Annotated in this window: 25 protein-coding genes and 1 pseudogene; 16 read left to right on the top strand and 10 right to left on the bottom strand. The window is 69.0% G+C overall.

The genetic code is table 11. The features are described from left to right. Window positions 1-402: NAD(P)-binding protein (locus WU80_RS18915; RefSeq protein WP_156371802.1), on the bottom strand; the 402-nt coding region annotated here is incomplete at its 3' end. A gap of 64 nt (window positions 403-466) precedes the next feature. Beyond that, window positions 467-1,087: a TetR/AcrR family transcriptional regulator gene (locus WU80_RS18910; protein ID WP_055404663.1), complete on the bottom strand. Its 621-nt coding sequence runs from the start codon at window positions 1,085-1,087 to the stop codon at window positions 467-469. Window positions 1,088-1,157: 70 nt separating this feature from the next. On the opposite strand from WU80_RS18910, the gene WU80_RS18905 reads away from it, so the two are divergent. Then, the gene (locus WU80_RS18905; RefSeq protein ID WP_055404664.1) at window positions 1,158-1,643 is read left to right on the top strand and encodes a DUF2834 domain-containing protein; all 486 of its coding nucleotides are present in this window, start codon (window positions 1,158-1,160) and stop codon (window positions 1,641-1,643) included. On the opposite strand, the gene WU80_RS18900 is transcribed toward WU80_RS18905, so the two are convergent. Continuing rightward, window positions 1,640-1,909, bottom strand: coding sequence for a helix-turn-helix domain-containing protein (locus tag WU80_RS18900; RefSeq protein WP_055404665.1), 270 nt, complete (start codon window positions 1,907-1,909; stop codon window positions 1,640-1,642). The genes WU80_RS18905 and WU80_RS18900 overlap by 4 nt on opposite strands. A 91-nt stretch (window positions 1,910-2,000) precedes the next feature. On the opposite strand from WU80_RS18900, the gene WU80_RS18895 reads away from it, so the two are divergent. Then, the gene (locus tag WU80_RS18895; RefSeq protein WP_055404666.1) at window positions 2,001-2,582 is read left to right on the top strand and encodes a carboxymuconolactone decarboxylase family protein; all 582 of its coding nucleotides are present in this window, start codon (window positions 2,001-2,003) and stop codon (window positions 2,580-2,582) included. A 6-nt stretch (window positions 2,583-2,588) separates the two neighbouring features. Here WU80_RS18895 and WU80_RS18890 read toward each other — a convergent pair whose 3' ends face one another. Further along, window positions 2,589-3,158, bottom strand: a complete 570-nt coding sequence (locus WU80_RS18890) for a class I SAM-dependent methyltransferase (protein ID WP_055404667.1) — start codon at window positions 3,156-3,158, stop codon at window positions 2,589-2,591. A 55-nt stretch (window positions 3,159-3,213) separates the two neighbouring features. On the opposite strand from WU80_RS18890, the gene WU80_RS18885 reads away from it, so the two are divergent. After that, window positions 3,214-3,963 (top strand): helix-turn-helix domain-containing protein, encoded by a 750-nt coding sequence (locus tag WU80_RS18885; RefSeq protein ID WP_055404668.1) that lies wholly within the window; start codon window positions 3,214-3,216, stop codon window positions 3,961-3,963. Here WU80_RS18885 and serS read toward each other — a convergent pair. Then, on the bottom strand, window positions 3,960-5,228 hold the full coding sequence (serS, locus tag WU80_RS18880) for a serine--tRNA ligase (protein ID WP_055404684.1): 1,269 nt from the start codon (window positions 5,226-5,228) through the stop codon (window positions 3,960-3,962). The genes WU80_RS18885 and serS overlap by 4 nt on opposite strands. A gap of 111 nt (window positions 5,229-5,339) precedes the next feature. Between serS and WU80_RS18875 the strand changes: the two genes are divergently transcribed. The 3 genes and pseudogenes from WU80_RS18875 (at window position 5,340) to WU80_RS18865 (ending at window position 7,340) form a co-directional block, all read left to right on the top strand. Next, the gene (locus tag WU80_RS18875; RefSeq protein WP_055404669.1) at window positions 5,340-6,722 is read left to right on the top strand and encodes a septum formation family protein; all 1,383 of its coding nucleotides are present in this window, start codon (window positions 5,340-5,342) and stop codon (window positions 6,720-6,722) included. Window positions 6,723-6,726: 4 nt separating this feature from the next. Next, window positions 6,727-7,152: pseudogene (locus WU80_RS18870) on the top strand (metallopeptidase family protein). Then, window positions 7,149-7,340, top strand: a complete 192-nt coding sequence (locus WU80_RS18865; RefSeq protein ID WP_055404671.1) for a hypothetical protein — start codon at window positions 7,149-7,151, stop codon at window positions 7,338-7,340. Before WU80_RS18870 ends, WU80_RS18865 begins: the two are co-directional and overlap by 4 nt. A gap of 7 nt (window positions 7,341-7,347) precedes the next feature. Here WU80_RS18865 and WU80_RS18860 read toward each other — a convergent pair whose 3' ends face one another. Both WU80_RS18860 and pheA read right to left on the bottom strand, forming a co-directional pair. Next, window positions 7,348-8,034, bottom strand: a complete 687-nt coding sequence (locus tag WU80_RS18860; protein WP_055404672.1) for a histidine phosphatase family protein — start codon at window positions 8,032-8,034, stop codon at window positions 7,348-7,350. Beyond that, window positions 8,031-8,981, bottom strand: coding sequence for a prephenate dehydratase (gene pheA, locus WU80_RS18855; protein ID WP_055404673.1), 951 nt, complete (start codon window positions 8,979-8,981; stop codon window positions 8,031-8,033). Before pheA ends, WU80_RS18860 begins: the two co-directional genes overlap by 4 nt. 87 nt (window positions 8,982-9,068) lie before the next feature. Here pheA and WU80_RS18850 point away from each other — a divergent pair, with 87 nt between their 5' ends. Both WU80_RS18850 and WU80_RS18845 read left to right on the top strand, forming a co-directional pair. Continuing rightward, window positions 9,069-9,866 (top strand): DUF2470 domain-containing protein, encoded by a 798-nt coding sequence (locus WU80_RS18850; RefSeq protein ID WP_055404674.1) that lies wholly within the window; start codon window positions 9,069-9,071, stop codon window positions 9,864-9,866. Between the two features lie 36 nt (window positions 9,867-9,902). Then, complete coding sequence (locus tag WU80_RS18845; protein WP_082459935.1) at window positions 9,903-11,087, top strand: LCP family protein; 1,185 nt, start codon at window positions 9,903-9,905, stop codon at window positions 11,085-11,087. Here the strand turns inward: WU80_RS18845 and WU80_RS18840 are convergent. After that, on the bottom strand, window positions 11,084-11,896 hold the full coding sequence (locus WU80_RS18840) for a glycerophosphodiester phosphodiesterase (protein ID WP_055404675.1): 813 nt from the start codon (window positions 11,894-11,896) through the stop codon (window positions 11,084-11,086). The two genes, WU80_RS18845 and WU80_RS18840, sit on opposite strands and share 4 nt — an antisense overlap. Beyond that, window positions 11,893-12,939, bottom strand: a complete 1,047-nt coding sequence (locus WU80_RS18835) for a DUF4328 domain-containing protein (protein ID WP_082459936.1) — start codon at window positions 12,937-12,939, stop codon at window positions 11,893-11,895. Before WU80_RS18835 ends, WU80_RS18840 begins: the two co-directional genes overlap by 4 nt. Before the next feature lie 736 nt (window positions 12,940-13,675). Between WU80_RS18835 and WU80_RS18830 the strand changes: the two genes are divergently transcribed. The 8 genes from WU80_RS18830 to rraA all read left to right on the top strand — a co-directional run bounded on the left by WU80_RS18830 (window position 13,676) and on the right by rraA (window position 19,046). Continuing rightward, window positions 13,676-14,299, top strand: a complete 624-nt coding sequence (locus WU80_RS18830; RefSeq protein ID WP_055404677.1) for a superoxide dismutase — start codon at window positions 13,676-13,678, stop codon at window positions 14,297-14,299. 194 nt (window positions 14,300-14,493) lie between these two features. After that, entirely contained in the window at window positions 14,494-15,027 is a 534-nt protein-coding gene (locus WU80_RS18825) for a hypothetical protein (RefSeq protein WP_055404678.1), read from the top strand. Between the two features lie 615 nt (window positions 15,028-15,642). Beyond that, complete coding sequence (locus tag WU80_RS18820; protein ID WP_055404679.1) at window positions 15,643-16,041, top strand: secretion protein EspR; 399 nt, start codon at window positions 15,643-15,645, stop codon at window positions 16,039-16,041. Between the two features lie 121 nt (window positions 16,042-16,162). Further along, window positions 16,163-16,819, top strand: a complete 657-nt coding sequence (locus WU80_RS18815) for a DUF6474 family protein (RefSeq protein ID WP_055404680.1) — start codon at window positions 16,163-16,165, stop codon at window positions 16,817-16,819. Window positions 16,820-16,826: 7 nt separating this feature from the next. Further along, window positions 16,827-17,519, top strand: a complete 693-nt coding sequence (locus WU80_RS18810) for a YcnI family protein (protein WP_055404681.1) — start codon at window positions 16,827-16,829, stop codon at window positions 17,517-17,519. Next, window positions 17,516-18,016, top strand: coding sequence for a copper resistance CopC family protein (locus tag WU80_RS18805; protein WP_055404682.1), 501 nt, complete (start codon window positions 17,516-17,518; stop codon window positions 18,014-18,016). Before WU80_RS18810 ends, WU80_RS18805 begins: the two co-directional genes overlap by 4 nt. An 89-nt stretch (window positions 18,017-18,105) precedes the next feature. Continuing rightward, window positions 18,106-18,546, top strand: a complete 441-nt coding sequence (locus tag WU80_RS26585; RefSeq protein ID WP_055404683.1) for a hypothetical protein — start codon at window positions 18,106-18,108, stop codon at window positions 18,544-18,546. Between the two features lie 20 nt (window positions 18,547-18,566). Further along, a complete protein-coding gene (gene rraA / locus WU80_RS18795; RefSeq protein WP_055404686.1) occupies window positions 18,567-19,046 on the top strand; it encodes a ribonuclease E activity regulator RraA in 480 nt (159 codons plus the stop codon). On the opposite strand, the gene WU80_RS18790 is transcribed toward rraA, so the two are convergent. Further along, entirely contained in the window at window positions 19,043-20,512 is a 1,470-nt protein-coding gene (locus WU80_RS18790) for an NAD(P)/FAD-dependent oxidoreductase (protein WP_055404687.1), read from the bottom strand. The genes rraA and WU80_RS18790 overlap by 4 nt on opposite strands. Between the last annotated feature and the right edge of the window lie 93 nt (window positions 20,513-20,605).

Below are 20,605 nucleotides of genomic sequence, written 5' to 3'. Positions count from 1 at the left end.
TGCCCGGGTGGGGGCTTGGCTCCAGGCCATCAGCCCCGCCATCCCGTTGACGGCGTCGGCCCCGTGCACCTCGTTGAGGTGCGTGAACAGCTTGATCGGATCGCTGTACTGAATCAGCGGGTCGTCCCCGACGCCGCGGACCGCCACCGACATCACCTCGAGGTCGATGGTCGGCAGGGTGTCCAGGCCGAGTTCCTCGACGACCACCATCGAGGTGGGGAATTGCACCGAGCCCGCGATCTCGAACTGGTACCCGTCGAAAAGCTCCACCGTGGACGCCATTCCACCGGCGTACAGCTTGGAATCCAGGCACACCGTCCGCAGCCCGGCCTTCTGTAGAAGCACCGCCGCGGCCAGACCGTTGTGCCCGGCACCGATAACTATCGCGTCATAGTCAGTCATGTCCTGCCCTCCAGGAATGGAGGCTGGCATGGTCGCAAAGTTTTGTCAATTGTGACGAAACTTTTCAGTCGGCGTCGGTGACCCACGAGCCGGTGATGCCCGCCCGGAGCGACTCCAGCGCGGCGTGGCACATGCGCGCCAGCTCGCCCAGCGATCGGTCCTCACCGAGCATCCAGAACTCCATCGCCCCGAACACCCCGGCGGCGATGCACCGCGCGGTCACCCGGGCGCGCAACCTTGCGTCCAGCGTCTCGCGCGCCACGCAGCTACGCCGGTGCAGCTGTGCCTCGATGGCGTCGGCGAAGTCCGCCTGGACCTCCTGCATATGGCGGACGATGCGGCCGGGATCCAACTCACCACCGCGCAGAGCGGCGATCTTCGCCACGGCCTCAACGTCATAGGGAAACGAGAAGATGGCCGATTGCACCGAATCGATGATCGGTTCGGCGTCGGGCCGGGCGTCCAGCGCGGCCCGAAACCAGTTCAGCCCCGTGTAGTCGGCAAACAACAGATCGTGCTTGGACTTGAAGTGCCGATAGAACGTCCGGAGCGAGACCCCGGCGTCCGCCGCGATCTGCTCGGCCGAGGTCTCCTCGACGCCCTGGCCCAGGAACCGCACCATGGCGGCCTGGATCAGCGCCTCCCGCGTGCGCTCGCTGCGCACCGTCTGCGCCGGCCTGACCATGCAAGTAAGGTACCCCACCCGGCTTTTGTCACTATTGACAAAACTTTGGTCGCGGGGTGAGACTGCGCGCATGGTCTCGCTTCTTGTGCATGCCGTTCTCGGGCTCAGTGTCATCGGCTGGATCGTCGCCGCGAACTCGAAGGTCTTCGCCCGGCCCGCCGGCGGCCCGTTGTTCTCGCCGCTGGAATGCGTCTACTACCTCGTCGGGATCGCGTCCGTGGCCTTGGGCTGGTACTTCAACATCACTTACGTCGCGCAGTATTCGCACGGGTCCACCAACCCACTGTGGGGCGAACACGGAAGCTGGGCCGAATACATCAGGCTGATGTTCACCAACCCGGCCGCATCCTCCGCCAGCCAGGACTACACGATCGCGAATGTCGTTCTGCTGCCGCTGTTTACGATCGTCGACGGCTACCGCCGTGGGCTGCGGCATCCGTGGCTGTACTTCGTGTCCAGCCTGTTCACCAGCTTCGCGTTCGCATTCGCCTTCTACTTCGCCACCATGGAGCGCCAGCGCCGGCACGAGCAGGCCCGCGAGACGGTGGACGCCTAGGTTCCCTTCGCCCAGCGGCGGGCCCATTGGTCCAGGGGGTTGAGGGCCTCGCCCAGCGACAGGCCGGCCTCGCTGAGCTCGTAACACTGGTCGTCGCGCTGGACGACCAGCCCCGCGTCCGTCAGGTCGCCGAGACGGTCATACAAAACGCTGGGAGACATGCCGTCGCAGCGCTCCCGCAAAGCCCGCGCTCCCAGCGGACCGTCGCGGAGTTCCCACAGGATCCGCAACGCCCAGCGCCGCCCGAGGAGATCCAGGGCCGCCATGAGCGGCCGCCCCGTTGTCGACCCCCGCACCGGGTGCCCCGGTCGAGCCGTCAGTTGACGTTTCGGATTCCGTAACGTAGCTTTCCTGTCCATGGTTACGGAAATAGTAACGCCTCGCATCGGCGTCCTCGCCCCGCCCTACGAGCACGCGGTGGCGGCGCTGCTGCAGAAGATGATGCCGCCGAACGTGCCGCCCATCGCCCTGTTTCGCACCGTGGTGCGCAACATGCCCATGGCCGAGGCCATGACGGCATGGGGCGGCTACGAGCTGAGCCGCAAGTTGTCGCTGTCCCTCCGCGACCGCGAGATCGTCATCGACCGCACCTGCGCTCGCTGCGGGTGTGAATACGAATGGGGCGTGCACGTCGCGTTTTTCGCCCAGAAGGCGCGCCTCGACCACGAGCAGGTCCGCTCCTTGACCCACGGCGGCGCCGACGACCCCTGCTGGACCGCCGAGCGGGATCGGCTCCTGGTCCGCGCCGTGGATTCGCTCTGCGACCGTCGCGACATCGACGACACCCTCTGGGCGGCGCTGCGCACCGAGTTCGGCGAACGCGAGATCCTCGACCTCACGATGCTGTGCGGGTGGTATCACGCGATCAGCTTCACCGCGCGCGCCGCCCGGGTGCCGCTCGAGGCGGGCAGCCCCACCTTCGCCGGCATCGGTCGCTGATCGCGCTCAGCTCGGTTTGATGGCGCGCCACCGTTGCCGCCCACCGGAAGCGTCGATCTGCACATCGGGGAATCCCGCGTTCCGCAGGCGCGCGCCCAGGTCCGTCGGTGCGATCGGGTTGTAGGTGTCGGCGATGTGCAGAAGCCGGAAGGTCAGCGACGGGACGCCGTCGGTGCCGGCGAACGCCCCGCCCGGCTGCAGCACCCGGAACGCCTCTGCGAAGAGCCGGTCCTGCAAGTCGGCGCTGGGAACGTGGTGCAGCATCGTGAAGCAGACCACCGAGGTGAAGTGATCGGCCGGCAGCCCGGTGTCGGTGCCGTCGCCGTGGATGATGCGGGCGCGGTCGCCGTAGCGGCGCCGCAGGCGATCGGCCATCGCGGCGTCGACCTCGACCGCGGTGAGCGAATCGGCCCTGTCCAGCAGGGCGCGCGTCGTCGCCCCGTATCCGGGGCCGATTTCCAAAGTCCGCGAACCCAATTCGACGCCGTCCAGCGCCCAGGGCAACAGCTGGCCCTCCACCGCCTTCTCCCAGGCCGCCGAGCTACACCGGCGCCGGTGCAAGAGATTCATTGCCATAGCGGTAAAGCTAGCCGCGCGCGCCGGATGCGGGCTTCCGATATTCTGCCGTGTTATGTCGCAAATCAGCCATCACGGGCGGGCGACGTCGTCGCAGGCGCTGCCGCCGGGGGCACGGATCGAGCGGCACCGGCATCCCTTGCACCAGATCGTCTACCCGTCGTCGGGCGCGGTCTCCGTCACCACCCCGGCCGGCACCTGGATCACGCCGGCGAACCGGGCGATCTGGATCCCGGCGGGCTGCTGGCACGAACATAAGTTCCACGGCCCCACGCAGTTTCACGGCGTCGCACTCGATCCCCGCCGCTACCGTCGCGGGCCGGCGGCGCCCGCCGTCCTGGCGGTCAACCCGTTGATGCGCGAACTCATCATCGCGTGTTCACAGACCGATGGCACCGACACCGACGAGCACCACCGGATGCTGGCCGTGCTCCAGGATCAGTTGCGCGCGACCGGCGCCGGCGAGCCGCTGTGGATTCCCACGCCCGTCGACGCCCGGCTGCGCGAAGCGTGCGCGTTGATCGCCGACAACCTGGCGGCGCCGTTGACGTTGCCCCAGATCGGCCACCGGATCGGCGTCAGCCAGCGCACGCTGAGCCGTCTGTTCGGCGACGAGCTGGCGATGACCTTCCCGCAGTGGCGCACGCAGCTGCGTCTGCAGCACGCGCTGGTGCTGCTCGCCGAGCGGCACGATGTCACGTCGGTGGCGGCCGAATGTGGTTGGGCCACAACGAGTGCCTTCATCGACACCTATCGGCGGGCCTTCGGCCACACCCCGGGACGGCTGGCGGCGAGGGCCCGTTAGCCGATGGTGGCGACGGGCTCGAGCAGGTCCGTGCCGACGAACGGCACCAGCGCGTCGGGCACCCGCACGCTGCCGTCGGGCTGTTGGTGGTTTTCCAGGATCGCCACCAGCCACCGGGTGGTGCCGAGCGTGCCGTTGAGGGTGGCCGCGGTCTGGGGCTTGCCGTTGGCGTCGCGGTAGCGCGTCGCCAGCCGGCGCGCCTGAAAGGTGGTGCAGTTCGACGTGGAGGTCAGCTCTCGGTAGGTGCCCTGCGTGGGAACCCATGCCTCGCAATCGAATTTGCGGGCGGCCGACGATCCGAGATCACCCGCCGCAACGTCGATCACCCGATAGGGCACCTCGATGCGGGCCAGCATCTCGCGTTGCCACCCCAGCAGCCGTTCGTGTTCGGCCTCGGCCTCGTCGGGCGTGCAGTAGACGAACCCTTCGACCTTGTCGAACTGGTGCACTCGGATGATGCCGCGGGTGTCCTTGCCGTAACTGCCGGCCTCCCGCCGGAAGCACGACGACCAGCCCGCGTACCGCAGCGGCCCGGCGGACAGGTCCAGGATTTCGTCGGCGTGGTAACCGGCCAACGGCACCTCCGAGGTGCCGACCAAGTAGAGGTCGTCGGCCTCGACCCGATAGATCTCGTCGGCGTGCGCGCCCAGGAATCCGGTGCCGGCCATCACCTCCGGGCGCACCAGCACCGGCGGGATCATCGGAATGAAGCCGTTTTCGACGGCCAGCCGCAGGGCCAGTTGCAGCAGCCCCAGCTGCAGCAGCGCGCCCCGGCCGGTCAGGAAGTAGAACCGCGAGCCGGACACCTTGGCACCGCGCTGCATGTCGATGAGGCCCAGCGCCTCGCCGAGCTCCAGGTGGTCCTTCGGGTGGTCGAGTTGCGCGGGTTCGCCCACCACGTCCAGGACGCGGTAGTCGTCTTCGCCGCCGGCGGGCACCCCCTCGATGACGACGTTGGAGATCGCCATGTGCGCCGCGGTGAACGCGGCCTCGGCCTCGGCCTGCTCGCTCTCGGCGGCCTTCACCTGCTCGGCCAGTTCCTTGGCGCGCGCCAGCTTGGCCGGGCGCTCCTCGGGGGACGCGGCGCCGACGCTCTTGCTGGCGGATTTCTGTTCCGCGCGCAGCGCGTCGGCCGACGAGATCGCCGCCCGCCGGGCGGTGTCGGCCGCCAGCAAGGCGTCGACCAGGGCCGGGTCCTCGCCCCGGTCGAGTTGGGAGCGGCGCACGGCGTCGGGGTCTTCCCGGAGCAGCTTCAGGTCGATCACGGCCAAGACACTACTTTTTCGCGCTCCGGTCGATCGCAGAGCATCCACCCGGACTGGTCCCAGGACTCACATCAGTAACTTTTGTCACGCGCCACAGGTGGTGCTGTCAGAATGGAGCCGATGTCGCAAGCCCCCGAGACGGACCATCCGGAAGCCCCGGCGTCCGCGCCCGCCGCCGAGCCGGACCAGCCGCACGCCGGCTTCCGGTGGCCGCGCAGTCTGCAGGCGACGGCCACCCGCCGCGCGCTGCTGCTGACCGCGCTGGGCGCCCTGTTGATCGCCGGCCTGGTGACCGCGCTTCCGGTCGGCGGGACCGGCCCGGGCCGGCTGTCCGGCTATCTCGACGGCAACCCGGTGCCCACCACCGGAAGCAAGAGTGACGCCGCGTTCAACAAGGCGGCCAGCGGCGACTGCCTGATGTGGCCGGACACCACCCCGGAGTCGGCGAAGATCGTCAACTGCGCCGACGACCACAAGTTCGAAGTGGCCGAATCCGTCGACATGCGCACCTTCCCGGGTGCCGAGTACGGTCCCAACGCCGCTCCGCCGTCGCCCGCGCGCATTCAGCAGATCACCCAGGAGCAATGCGAGTCCGCGGTGCGCAACTACCTGGGCCCCAAGTTCGATCCCAACAGCAAGTTCATCGTCAGCCTGCTGTGGCCCGGTGACCGCGCCTGGCGCCAGTCCGGCGAGCGGCGGATGCTCTGCGGGCTGCAGCTGCCCGCCACCAACAATCAGCAGCAGGCGTTCAAGGGCAAGGTCGCCCAGATCGACCAGTCCAAGGTCTGGCCGGCCGGCACCTGCTTGGGCATCGACACGAACACCAACCAGCCGATCGACGCCCCGGTGGAATGCGCGGCACCGCACGCGATGGAGGTGACCGGCACGGTCAACCTGGCCGAGAAGTTCCCGGGTGCGCTGCCGGCCGAGCCCGACCAGGACGGGTACATCAAGGATCTGTGCACCAAGATGACGGACGCCTACCTGGCGCCGGTCAAGTTGCGCACCACCACCCTGACGCTGATCTACCCCACCGTGCCGCTGGCCAGCTGGACGGCCGGCAGCCGCGAGGTCGCCTGCAGCATCGGCGCGACGCTGGGCAACGGCGGCTGGGCCACCCTGGTCAACAGCGCCAAGGGCCAGCTGCTGATCAACGGTCAGCCGCCGGTGCCGCCGCCCGACATCCCCGAAGAGCGGCTCACGATGCCGCCGATACCGCTGCAGGTGCCGGCTCAGGCGCCGGCTCAGGCGCCGTCGGGCCAGGCGGGCTCGGTCCCGGAGATCCCGCCGAACAACCAGCACCTGCCCGGCCAACAGCCGGTGGAGACGGCGCCCCAGGCGCCGGCAACGAATTCCCCGGTTCCGCAGGCGCCGCCCCCCGCGGACGCCGGAGCACCGCCGCAGGCCCCGCCTCCCGCGGACGCCGGGGCGCCACCGGCGGCGCCCAACCCCCCACCCGAGGCACCGCCCGCCCCGCCGCCCGCCGGGGGTTAGCCCGGTGCCCGCGCGGATGGATCCGCAGCGGTTCGACGAGCTGGTCTCCGACGCGCTCGACCTGATCCCGCCCGAGCTCGCGGCGGCTATGGACAACGTCGTCGTGCTGGTCTCCGACCGGCACCCGGAGGACGGCGAACTGCTCGGGCTGTACGAAGGGGTCGCGCTGACCGAGCGTGACTCCGACTACGCCGGATCGCTGCCGGACGCCATCACCATCTACCGCGAGGCGCTGCTCGACGTCTGCGACTCCGACGACGAGGTGGTCGAGGAGGTGGCGATCACGGTGATCCACGAGATCGCCCACCACTTCGGCATCGACGACGACCGGCTCGAAGAGTTGGGCTGGGCCTGACAACTTTCGCCGCGCCGGTTTTCCGGGCGCGGCAACCGCGGTTTGTCCGCGGCCGGTGCTATGAACGGGTTATGAGCGCTGACTGCCGCGACTGCCGGGCGGGCTTAGATCACTGTCACGGCACCATCATTCGCCATTCGCTGCGCCGCTCCGAATGCACCGAGCCGGACTGCTTCAGCCCCGAGCTGTTGCCGCACGCCTTCGTCGTTGACTGCGACGCCGTCGGCTGCGGGTGCTTCGAATCGGTGGCTCTGGCCGTCTGATCGGCCGTCAGCCCATCGGGTCGGTGCTCGAATGCACCGCGTCCGCGACCGGAGTCGCCTCGTCCTCGGGGTAGAACGGCGGCGTCAGCGTCCCCCACCGCACGCAGCTCCACCGCCCGTCGGTGATGGGGGCCAAGACCACCGATTGGGCGTTGTCGAGGTGGTTGTCCAGCGCGAAGGTGGCGTCCACGCCGGCCAGCACGGCGGCGGCCAGACGAATCGCCGCGCCGTGGCTCACGACGACGATGTCGCCGGTCCAGTCGTGGTTGTCGAGGTAGCGCAGGCGCAGGTCGGTGAGCGCGGGCACGTAGCGGTCCAGGACGTCGTTGCCGGTTTCGCCGCCGGGCAGCGGAACGTCGAGATCACCGTGATGCCATCGCTCATAGATCGAGTTGAACTCCGCGACCGCGTCGTCGTCGCTGCGGTCTTCCAGCCCGCCGACCTGGACCTCGTGCACGCCGGGTACCTCGACGGCGGACATCTGGAGCTCGCCGCCGATCACCCCGGCGGTCTGGCACGCGCGAATCGCGACCGAGTGAGCCAGCAGCGCGGGCCGTCCCGCACCGCGGGCGAAGGCGCGGGCCTGGTCGCGCCCCAGCGGCGTCAGCTCCGCCCCGGGCGGGCGGGTGTCGAGCCTGCGCTCGACGTTGCCGTACGACTGGCCGTGCCGCAGTAGCACCAGGCGACCGGTCATCGTTCGAGCTCCGCGGACTCGATTTCCGGTTTGCCCGCACGCAGCCGCGCCAGCCAGCGGGCCGCCTCGTCGGCCGGCGGCGGCAGCACCCCGGCGGGCGAACCCGTCGGCCACGATCCCAGGTATCGCACATCGGCACAACGACGGTGCAGCGCCTTGAGTGCCTCGGAGACGGCGTCGTCGTCGATGTGGCCCACGCAGTCGGCGAAGAACATGTAGGTGCCCAGCGCGGTCCGGGTCGGTCGGGATTCGATGCGCGTCAGGTCGATGCCCCGGATCCCGAACTCCGTCAGCGCCCCCAGCAGCGCGCCCGGCGCGTTCTCGATGCGCAGCACCACCGCCGTCCGGTCGGCACCGGTGCGGACCGGCGGCGGCCCCGGCGGACCGACGAGGAGGAACCGGGTGCGGGCGTTGGGTTCGTCCACAACGCCGTCGGCCAGCGTGCCGAGCCCCCAATGCGAGGCGGCCAGCGGCGACGTCACCGCGGCGTCCGCTTGCCCCTCCGCCACCTGCCGCGCCGCGTCGGCGTTGGAATACGCCGGCCGCAGCTCGGCCCCGGGCAGGTTGTCGGCCACCCAGTGCCGCACCTGAGCGGCCGCCACCGAGAACGCGGCCAGGGTGTGGACGTCGGCGGCGGTACGGCCCGGTCTGACCACGATGGTGAAGGCGACGTCCAGGGTGGTCTCGGCGAAGACTTGCAGGGGGGACCCGATGGCGAGGCTGTCGAGCGTGGGCGTCACCGACCCGTCGATCGAGTTCTCGATCGGGACGCAGGCGTATTCGGCCCCGCCGTCGCGGACGGCGTCCAGCGCCGCGGCGGTGCTGTCGAGGGGCAGCCGCTGGACCTCGTCTTGGCCCTGGCCGGGGATCAGGCCGGCGGCCGTGATCTGCAACAGCGCCGCCTCGGTGAAGGTCCCTTCCGGACCGAGATAAGCGATGCGGACCACGCCTCAACCCTAGCGGCGGCGGCCGCCAAACGGCTCTTGCGGCGCCCCCGCTTCTAAGTTAACTTAGGCTTACCTAATATAAGGAGAATGGTGTTACCGCTGACCTGCCCCTCCCCGACGACGGCCGAACGTATCCGCAGCGCCTGCGTGCGCGCCGGTGGCGCGCTGCTTGCCCTGGAAACCGCGCAGCCACGCCAGGACCCGTTCGTGACGCCCGTGCATCACCTGCTGCCCGACGGGTCCTTCGCCCTGGCGCTTCCGAATTCGAGCGACGACCCGCCGCCGGCCGGGTCGCAGGCGCTGCTGGAGCTGACCGACTACGCGCCGCTACCGCTGCGGGAGCCGGTGCGCTCGCTGGTGTGGGTGCGCGGGCGACTGCGGGCGTTCGCCCCGGCGGTGGTCGCCGAGACGGTCGACCGGATCGCCGCCGAGTGGCCGCACCCCGCGCTGCTTCAGGTCGACACCCCGCGGTGCGCGCCGCCCGACGACGAGGAAATGCGGTACACGCTGGTCCGGCTGGAGATCGCGTCCGTCGTCGTCACCGACGCCACCGGTGCCGAGCCCGTCAGCGTCGAGGACCTCGTCGCTGCAAGGCCCGACCCGTTCTGCGAGATCGAGTCGAACCTGTTGTGGCATCTGGACACCGCCCACAGCGATGTGGTCGCCCGGCTGGTGTCCCGGCTGCCCGCGCCGTTGCGTCGCGGGCAGGTGCGTCCGCTCGGGCTCGACCGCTACGGCGTTCGGTTTCGCGTCGAGGGCCAAGACCGCGACCACGACGTCCGGCTGCCGTTTCACAAGCCGGTCGACGACATGACCGGGCTAAGCCAGGCCATCCGGGTGTTGATGGGTTGCCCGTTCATCAACGGCCTGCGCGCGCGCCCGTAGTCGGACGCCGGGCCGCCGGCCGCGTACGTTAACCGGGTGAACGGCGATCGACCCCCGCCCCGGCGCGACCCGCGCGTCGAGCCGTCGCAGGTGATTCGCCGCGGCGCCCGCCCGCCGACACCGGCCGAACAGACCACCCCGCTGCGGCGCACCCCGCCGCCCCCACCCCCGCCGCCTACCGCGGTACCGGCGCCGCCGCGCGCGCGTCCAATTCCCGCACCCCCGCCGCGGCCGACGGCGCCGAGCGCGCGGCGCAGGCGCGGCTGGCGCCGCTGGGTCCGGACACTGGTTTCAGTGCTGGTGATCGCCGCGCTGCTGGTCGGCTTCGCGGCCGCCTGCGGGGCCGCCTGGTTCGATAGCCGGCTGCACCGCGACGACATCCTGGCCGACTACCCGGGGCGCCCCGGGCCGGGCCGCGGGACGAACTGGTTGCTGGTCGGGTCGGACAGTCGCCAAGGGCTCAGCCCCGAACAGCAAAACGAACTGGCCACCGGCGGTGACATCGGCAGCAGCCGGACCGACACCATCTTGCTGGTGCACCTGCCCGAACTGTGGTCCGGCGGCCGGGTGACGATGGTGTCGATACCGCGCGACTCCTACGTCCCGATCCCGGGCCACGGCAAGGACAAGATCAACGCCGCCTTCTCGATGGGCGGCGCGGCCTTGCTGGCCCAGACGGTGGAACAGGCGACCGGGCTACGCATCGGCCATTACGCCGAAATCGGGTTCGGCGGGTTCGCCGGCTTGGTCGACGCGCTCGGCGGGGTGACGGTGTGCCCGACGGCGCCGCTCAACGACCCGTTGGCCGGCATCGACCTGCCCGCCGGCTGCCAGAAGCTCAACGGCCGCAACGCGCTCGGGTACGTCCGGACGCGCGACACCCCGCGGGCCGATCTGGACCGGATGGTCAATCAGCGGCAGTTCGTGGCGGCGCTGCTGCGCGCCGCGGCCAGCCCCGCGGTGTGGCTCAACCCCTGGCGCTGGTACTCGGTGCCGCGCGCCCTCGCGGACGCGCTGACCGTGGACCGCGGCGACCACGTCTGGGACCTGGCCCGCCTCGGCTGGGGACTGCACGGCTCCCCGACCACCCTGACCGTCCCGATCGGCGAGTTCACCAGTGGCGACGCCGGATCGGTGGTGGTGTGGAATCACGACGAGGCCAGCCGGTTGTTCGAGGCGCTGGCCTCCGACGGGCCGGTGCCCACCGCTCCGCCGGACTAGCCGCCGCGGCCGTTCTGCAGATACGCCTTCGTGCGGCCCGGGTGGTGGGTGGCCAGCCACGCCACCCCCACGTCCCGGCAGAAATCGAGGTCTTCGTACTCATCGACGTTCCAGCAGTACACGGCCCGGCCCTGGGCGATCGCACGATCCGCGAGCTGGGGATATTCCTTCAGCGTGGCCAGTGACGGGCCGACGGCCGTCGCACCGACCGCGGTGGCCGCGCCGCTGATCAGGTAGCGCGCGGTCTTGCCGAGCAGCACGGTCGGCAGCAGCGGCGCGGCCCGCCGGATCCGCCAGACCGCCGCCGCCGAGAACGACATCACCACCGCGCGGGACCGGTCGGCGGAGGCGGGTGAGGCGATGCCGAACCGATGCAGCAGCGCGAGAAGCTTGTTTTCCACCAGGGAGCCGTAGCGCACCGGGTGCTTGGTCTCGACGAACAGCTTCACCGGCCGATGCCAGTCCAGGACGAGCGAAACCAACGCGTCGAGCGTCAACAAACTGGTGTCGCCGTGCGTGCCGTCTTCACGCCAGCTGTCGTGCCACGCGCCGTACTCGAGCTCGCGCAATTCGGCGAGGGTCATCGTGCTGACCAATCCGGCGCCGGTCGAGGTCCGGTCCAGCCGGCGGTCGTGCACGCACACCAGGTGGCCGTCGCGGGTCAGGCGCACGTCGCATTCGACCCCGTCGGCGCCTTCTTTGAGCGCGAGATCGTAGGCGGCCAGCGTGTGTTCGGGCCGCGCGGCCGATGCGCCGCGGTGGGCTACCACAAAGGGATGCCCGGCGAGCACCTCCTCGGCCCACGTCATACGCCTAATGCTGCCGCTTCCTGCCCCTCCAGCTCAACCGGACCGGACGTCGGTGCCGGATCGCCGGGGACCACGACCCAACGGTGCGCGGGGCGCTCGACCGGTTTGCGCTCGAAGCCCTCGAAGACCCGGGCCGCCGCGGCCACCGTCAACGCCGCGAGTAAGTACGCGAACACCATCGCGATGGTGTTGTTCGCGATGCCCTGGGCGTCCTTGGCGAAGCTGGTGGCCATGGCGAAGACCGAGACCAGGTAGCTGCCGACCCACGCGATCCACCACTGGACGATGGGCTTGCGTATCCGGGAGTAGTGCTCTTCGAGGATCGCCAGCTCGATGACGTAGACGGGGGCCCACAGCAGATTGGCCAGCGGCACCACGCAGCCGGCCCACAACGCTCGGGGGCTCCGCGGCTCGGGCAGGCCGTGATGTGCGAACACCGCGGCGCGGCGCGCGATGAGCCAAAGGATCAGCATCGCCCCGGAGGCGAGCACCGCCGCGATCGCGGCCGCGCTGGCCAGGATGCCCAGCCAGTCCGCGCCGGCGGCGACCCAGGAATTCAACAAGGTGTTCCGGTTGACGATCAGCAGCACGTACCGCACGACATACACCAGGGCGGCGACGCCGAGAACGAGCACGCTCACGAACAGCGTGGTCCGGATCGTCGACACGGATGGCGTTCGCCGCGCGGGCGTTTGGGCCGCCGCGGCCGTTTGTTCGACATGGTCGGCAAGGCCCCACCGCGGGATCACCGCGTAGCGCGGCGTCGGGCCGAGGGGGCGTCGCCCGCGCCTCGGCGGTGGCGCGGCGCCCGGCCGCACCGCTATCCAGCGAAAGCCCGGCGGCAGCCGCGGCGGGGTGCGCTGGAACGTGCGGGGCGCCGGCGGCCGACTCGCGGGCGCGGGGCCGTGCGGGCTCCACCGCGGATCGGGCGCCGGCGCATCCGGCAAGGGCGCCATCAGGGCTCCCTGGCAACGGGGGCACCATTCGCGTTGCCGCTCGCGCACGTTCCACCGAGTGCCGCATTGGGAGCACACCTGGATCACCGGACTAGCCTAGCCGCGCGCCGATGCGCGCCGCGCGGGCTCACCGATGGCCCGAACGTCGCCGGTCGGCAATTATTTCGGCTCCCACGCCTATCCACAGTTTCCACAGGTTTATCCACACGTGCTTAGTGGGTAAGGGGAGCATTACTACAGCCCTGCAGGCTCGCGGTGGTTTCACTGTGGATAACGCTGTGGTAACGAAGTCATGCCATCGACAGCCCCAGACGGCCATTGAGCGAAATGGATTGTCTTACTAAGCAGTCGGGCAGGCGGTCCCCGAAACGGGTGAAAACCCCCTTGGCCGAGCCCTTTCGCGGCCGTTGCCGAGCCGCAGCTCAGGGCGTCGTTTTCCAACCCCGCCCGGAAGCGCTATGATCGCGTTCGCGAAATTGTTTGTGACTCACCTCACTGAGGTGAGGAGCGGGTGAAAGGCGATTGATGGCCACGCATTCGTTCGGTCCGGGGACACCGGGCCAGTCGAAGTCGTACTCCGGCTCGGCTGCGTGGAATCACAACTACAGCATCGCGGCGCTGCGCGCCGGGCTGATCGCTCTCGCCTTACTCGCGGTACTCCTCCTCATCGTCTTGTCTTGAATCGGCGCCGAACGGGTATTCGGCCTCCGGCTCATCGCGGTCATTCTTGCGGTCGGCGCAGTCATGGAGCAGGGTTGTCTAGGGCTGGCCGCCGCGCGGCAGGCCCGCGAAGCGTTAGCAGACAATCGAAGAAAGGAACGCCGTGGCTGAATACACCCTGCCCGATTTGGACTGGGACTACGCAGCGTTGGAACCGCACATCTCGGGTCAGATCAACGAGATCCACCACAGTAAGCACCACGCCACCTACGTCAAGGGCGTGAACGACGCGGTTGCCAAACTCGAAGAGGCGCGCGCCAACGACGACCACGCCGCGATCTTCCTGAACGAAAAGAACCTGGCGTTCCACCTCGGCGGCCACGTCAACCACTCGATCTGGTGGAAGAACCTGTCGCCGGACGGCGGCGACAAGCCCACCGGCGAACTGGCCGCCGCCATCGATGACGCGTTCGGATCGTTCGACAAATTCCGCGCCCAGTTCAGCGCGGCCGCCAATGGCCTGCAGGGTTCGGGCTGGGCCGTGCTGGGCTATGACACGCTCGGCGGCAGGCTGCTCACCTTCCAGCTGTACGACCAGCAGGCCAACGTCCCGCTCGGCATCATCCCCTTGCTGCAGGTCGACATGTGGGAGCACGCCTTCTACCTGCAGTACAAGAATGTCAAGGCGGATTACGTCAAGGCGTTCTGGAACGTCGTCAATTGGGCCGACGTGCAGAAGCGGTACGCGGCCGCCACGTCGAAGACCAATGGCCTGATCTTCGGCTGAGTCCATCTCGAGGCATGGGGGCGTCGCGCGGCTCGCGCGGCGCCCCTTTCGTTTGTCGGGCCGTCAATTGGGCACTCCGAGAACATGTGCGCCACTAGCCGTGTCGGGTTGCACGGCACCGAACCCCCGGGCATGCTTGATTATTCGAGTTACCAGCGTGGTTAATCGGACGGAGGCGTCGCGCGGAGGTCGAAATGGAGACTGGGTCTGACCGCCCGATAGGGGTTTCCCCTTTCCATGCTCGTGGTGCCCTGAAAGGGTTCGTGATCTCCGGACGTTGGCCGGATTCGACCAAAGAATGGGCGCAATTGCTCATGGTCGCGGTCCGGGTCGCGTCGTTGCCCGGATTGCTTTCCACCACAACGGTATTCGGCGCCCGCGAGGAATTGCCCGAAGAACCCGAGCCGGGCACGGTCGGCCTGGTGCTCGCCGAGGGCACGGTCTTCGGGGACTCCGCAATACAGCCGGGCTATTTCGCCGACCACCAACCCCCCGCGTTGCTGATGCTGCATCCGCCGTCGGAGACCACGCCGTCGTTGCCGGAATGCAGTGGGGCGGCGTCGGGATGCGTCCTGCTTCCCGGATTGCCCTATCTCGGACTCGAGCATCGGGCGGCGTGGGTGGAAGCCGAGGCCGACGGCACGATCACCTCGATGGTCAGTCGCGTAGGCGTCGACCCCATCACCCATCCCGATACCGCGATACTCGCGATGTTGCTCGCGGCATAGGCGTTTACATCGGCGCCGTTTCGTCCGGCCGGCAGTCCTCAGCACTCGACGAAGCGACCCCGGCAAACCGGTGTGCCGGACTCCGATCACCCGACGAACGTCGGTGATGTGTCGAAAGTTCGCCGGCGACACTGAGCGCGCCGTTGACGTCCCAGGCGCCGGCGACTTCCCCGGCGGGAGGGGTGCGCGGGGCGCCTTGGCGTCGGCGGACCGAACGCCGGTTCACATCTCCCGCGCGTCCCAGGGTGGCGTTTTCCGGCCGCAGCACTGTTCTGACAGCAAATACGGCGTTAAGCGATCATAAATTGCTGCCTGGTTGCCGGGCGACCGCCCAGCACCCTTCCACCCTACACTTCCCCCGGCTCGGCATCACCGGCCCGCCACCTAGGGCCAAGCCGCGAATTCTGCGGATAACCTGTGAGTTTCGCTGATTTAGTGGACACTTCAGCGAATCAGTTAGACGCTCGTCAAGTGCGGTATCGGCAAGCACCAGCTACGCCTGCACCGAATCCGCGGGGGTTTGCACCTAGTTACGGACACAAACCCTCGCTACCATGATCAGCAAATACACCTAGGTAATAGTTCACTTCTACAGCCCAGTGGAGGTCATAACCAATGAGCACGACGTTCGCTGCTCGCCTGAACCGCCTGTTCGACACCGTGTATCCCCCCGGACGGGGGCAGCACACCTCCGCCGAAGTGATCGCGGCGCTCAAGGCGGAGGGCATCACGATGTCGGCTCCGTACCTGTCGCAGCTGCGTTCGGGGAACCGCACCAACCCGTCGTCGGCCACCATGGCCGCGCTGGCCAACTTCTTCCGCATCAAGCCGGCCTACTTCACCGACGACGAGTACTACGAGAAGCTCGACAAGGAGCTGTCGATCCTCGCCACGATGCGCGACGACGGCGTGCGCCGCATTGCCCTGCGCGCCTCCGAGTTGTCGCCCGAGGCCCAGCACGAGGTCATGCAGCGGGTCAACGAGTTGCGCCGCGCGGAACACCTGGACGCCTAGCGGGCACCGGGCGCCCGGCCCACCTGGGGGGCTCCCGTCCGCCCTTTCCGATTAGGGTTGGCTGACGGATCGCGCACGCGCGAGAGCGACAGTTTTCAACAGACCGGGGAGGCGGCCGGGTATGGCCCTGTTCCGCAAGCGAAAGAGCCGCGCGACGCGTCGCGCCGAAGCCCGTGCGATCAGGGCGCGCGCCAAACTGGAGGCCAAACTCGCCGCCAAGAACGAGAATCGCCGGTACCGCGCCGCCCACCGGGCGGAGGCCAAGGCCCTCCGCGCGCAGATCAAAGCCCAACGCGACAGCGACCGCAACGCGCTGAAAGTCGCGGAGACCCAACTCAAAGCGGCGCGGGAAGGCAAGATCTTCTCGCCGACCCGGATCCGCCGGACCCTGACGGTGTCCCGGCTCCTCGCGCCGATCCTGACGCCGATCATCTACCGCGCCGCGGTCTCGGCCCGCGCACTGATCGACCAGCGTCGCGCGGACCAACTCGGAATACCGTTGGCCCAGATCGGGCAGTTCTCGGGCCACGGCGCGCAGTTGTCCGCCCGGATCGCCGGCGCGGAGAAGTCTTTGCGGACGGTGCAGGACAAGAAGCCCAAGGACGCCGAGACCCGGCAATTCGTTTCCGCCATCACCGAGCGACTCACCGATCTCTCCGCGGCCGTCACCGCCGCGGAGAACATGCCGGCCGCCCGCCGCCGCGCGGCCCACGCCGCGATCGCGTCACAGCTCGACGGCATCGAGGCGGACCTGATGGCCCGGCTCGGGCTCAGCTGACCGCCGCATGCGGCTTCCCGGCACAAGGATCCGCGCGCGGCGGCTGACCCGCCTGCCCGTCGCGGTGGTCGCCGCCGTCGGCCTGTACCTCGTCGCCGCGGCGCACCTCCCCGCCGCGGGGGCGCACGTCCACGCCAGTAGCGACGACGCGGTGCGCGGCGCCACGGCGATCGTCACCTTTCAGGTACCCAACGAGTCGAACACGGGCGCGCTGACCACGGTCCTCAGCGTCGCCCTGCCCGACGTCGCCTCGGCGCGCACCGAAAGCATGCCGGGCTGGACGGCCAAGCTCGACCGAGACCCGGCGTCGGGGGCCGTTCACTCGGTGACCTGGACGGCCTCCCCGGGTGGCGGCATCGGGGTCGATCAATTCGCGCTGTTCCGGTTGTCGGTGAAGCTGCCCGACGCGGAGACCGTCACGTTTCCGGCCACGCAGACCTACTCCGACGGCACGATCGTGAAGTGGGACCAGCCGCCGCAACCCGGGGGCGGCGAGCCGGAGTACCCGGTGCCCACGCTGACACTGGCCGCGGGAACGGCTCCGTCCCACGGCCACCAGCCGTCCGCGCCGCCGGCCGGCCAGCCGTCCGCGCCGCCGCCGCCGAAATCTCCGGACAACTCCGCCCGGCTGTTGGGCGGCGCGGCTCTGATCGTTGCCGCGCTGGGAATCTGCCTTGCGCTGATCCGCCGGCGAGCATGAGGCGGTTGGCGATCGCCACGCTCGTCGGTGCCCTGTTGGCGATCGCGACAGCCACCGCGCCGGTGGCGTCGGCGCACGCCGCGCGGGTGGGCACCGACCCGGCGGACAACGCGGTGCTCACGACCGGTCCGCCGCGGGTGAGCGCCACGTTCAACGAACAGCTGCAGACCACCTTCGCGGCCATGACCGTCGTCGGCCCCGACGGCAACGTGTGGTCCACCGGCGACCCCACCGTGCGGGGCGCGATGGTCGGCATTGACCTGCGGCCGCTGGGTCCGGCCGGGACCTACACGGTGAACTACCGGGTGACGTCCGCGGACGGCCACGTGGTCTCCGGATCCTGGTCGTTCCGGCTGACGGTGCCCGGTACCGGGACGCCCGGGCCCCCGGCCGGCGGCGCCCCGACCGGCGGCGATGTCCCGGTCTGGCCGTTCGTCGCGGTGGCGGTGCTGCTCGTCGCGGCGGGGGCACTGTGGGCGGTGCGGCACAGACCGTGACCGGCGGCCGAGCCGCCCACACTCGTGCTGGCATGATGGGTTCGGAGAACCCGCGTGGGCAAACGACAGAAAGCTCAAGGAGCGGCCGCATGGCAGACCCGCAGGACCAACCGAGCAGCGAACCCGACGACGCGTCGACCCCGCCGCCGGAGAAGAAGCCCCCGGCCAAGGCGGTCAAGAAGGCGGCGAAGGCGCCCGCCAAGAAGGCCCCCGCGAAGAAAGCCCCCGCAAAAAAGGCGCCCGCCAAGAAAGCGCCCGCGAAGAAGGCGCCGGCCAAAAGCGCCGAGCCCCCCGCCAAGGCGCCCGAGCCATCGCTGGCGGTGCAGCAGCGCATCGAAAGTAACGGCGACCTCGCCGCCGCTGCGAAAGATGTTGCGGCACAAGCAAAATCGACTGTCGATGCCGCCAACAACCCGGTCCCTGCGGACGCTCCGGCGATCTCCCTCACCCAGTCCCCGATGCCGTTGATCGTGGCCCTGGCGGTCAGCCTCCTGGCGATCCTGTTGATCCGTCAGCTGCGGCGCCGCTGACCGTCGCTACGGTGTCAGACGTGACCGTGTCATTTCAGCCGACCGCCGACCTCGTCGACGACATCGGGCCCGACGTTCGCAGCTGCGATGTGCAATTCCGCCAGTTCGGTGGCCGCCCGCAATTCGCCGGACCCATCAGCACCGTGCGCTGCTTCGAAGACAACGCGTTGCTGAAATCGGTGCTCTCCCAACCCAGTGCGGGCGGCGTACTGGTCATCGACGGCGGCGGTTCCCTGCACTCGGCGCTGGTCGGCGACGTCATCGCGGAGCTGGCCCGCTCGAACGGCTGGGCCGGGCTGATCGTCAACGGGGCGGTGCGCGATGCCGCCGCGCTACGCGATCTCGACCTCGGCATCAAGGCGTTGGGCACCAATCCGCGCAAGAGCGCCAAGGCGGGCACCGGCGAGCGCGACGTCGAGGTCACGCTGGGCGGGGTAACCTTCGTCCCGGGCGAGATCGCTTACAGCGATGACGACGGCATCGTCGTCGTCAAGCCCTAAACCGCAACCGGCGCACGCTTTTTCGCGAACTGCAAGCCCTCGTCGTCAACCTTGCCGCGCCGGATCGTGCGCATGTCGAAGAAGTAGTTCTGCTTGAGCCGCCACGGCGCACGCGACCCCGACTTGGGCAGCATGTCCATCGCCCGCTGAAAATATCCGGGGCTGAAGTCCATGAACGGCAACTCGTCGACGTCGGGGCCGGGACGCTGCGGCTCTACGAAGTCAAAACCGTTTGCGTCCATGTAATTCAGCAGTCGGCAGACGAACTCGGAGACCAGGTCGGCCTTCAGGGTCCACGACGCATTGGTGTATCCGAAGGTGATCGCGAAATTCGGCACGCCGGAGAACATCAGGCCCTTGTAGGTCATCAGCGACGTCAGCTCGATGGGCTCGCCGTTGCGGGTGGGCTTGACACCGCCGAGCAGCTGCATGTTCAAACCCGTTGCGGTGATGATGATGTCGGCCTGCAGCTCCTCACCGGAGGTGAGCCTGATTCCCGTCTTGGTGAACCGGTCGATGGTGTCGGTGACGACGTCGGCCTTGCCGTGCCGGATGGTCCGGAAGAAATCGCCGTCGGGCGCCAAGCACAGCCGCTGGTCCCACACGTTGTACCGGGGCCCGAAGTGCTTCTCGACGTCGTAGCCTTCGGGCAGCCGGCGCTTGGCCATGGTCATCAACGTCTTGCGCATGTAGGCGGGGGCCTTGCGCGACAGCTGGTACTGGAAGGTGCTGAACGAGATGGCTTTCCAGCGATTCGCGATGTGTGCCAGCCGGTCGGGCAGCAGCCGATTGGCCCGCTCGGCGAACGGGTCGACCCCGGGCAGCGAGCCAATGTAGGTCGGAGAGCGCTGCAGCATGGTGACGTGGCCGGAGCCGGAGTTCACCAGGGCCGGGATCAGGGTGATCGCGGTGGCGCCGGAGCCGATGACGACGATCTTCTTGCCCGCGTAGTCGAGGTCCTCCGGCCAGTGCTGCGGATGGACGATCCGGCCCTCGAAGTCCTCGGCGCCGGGGAAGGTGGGCGAGAACCCCTCGTCATAGTTGTAGTAACCGGTGCAGGCGAACAGGAACGAGCAGGTGAGCTCGCGCTGCTGGCCATCGGACTCGACGGTCAGCGTCCAGCGGTTCTCGGCGTCGGACCAGTCGGCGGACACCACGCGCTGGCGGTAACGGATGTGCTGGTCGATCTTGTTCTCGACGGCGGCCTCGTTGATGTAGGCCTTGATGTCGGCGCCGTCGGCGATCGATTTCGCCGATCGCCAGGGCTTGAACCGGAATCCGAGGGTGAACATGTCCGAGTCCGACCGGATGCCCGGGTACTTGAACAGGTCCCAGGTGCCGCCCAGGTCGTCGCGGCGTTCGAGGATGGCGTAGCTCTTCGTCGGGCAGCGCTCCTGCAGGTGCCACGCCGCGCTGATCCCGGAGATGCCGGCGCCCACGATGATCACGTCAAGGTGCTCAGTCATGATGGCCACGGTATCAACGGTGTGTCGATGGAGTCAACAGGGTGTTGAAACTATCGACGCCGTGTAAAGTAGCTGTCTCTTATACACATCTGA

The sequence above is a fragment of the Mycobacterium sp. UM_11 genome, assembly GCF_001414075.1.
GTDB lineage: Bacteria > Actinomycetota > Actinomycetes > Mycobacteriales > Mycobacteriaceae > Mycobacterium.
The sequence above is the reverse complement of the archived record's forward strand: the minus strand, read 5'-3'. Positions and strand labels throughout refer to the sequence as shown.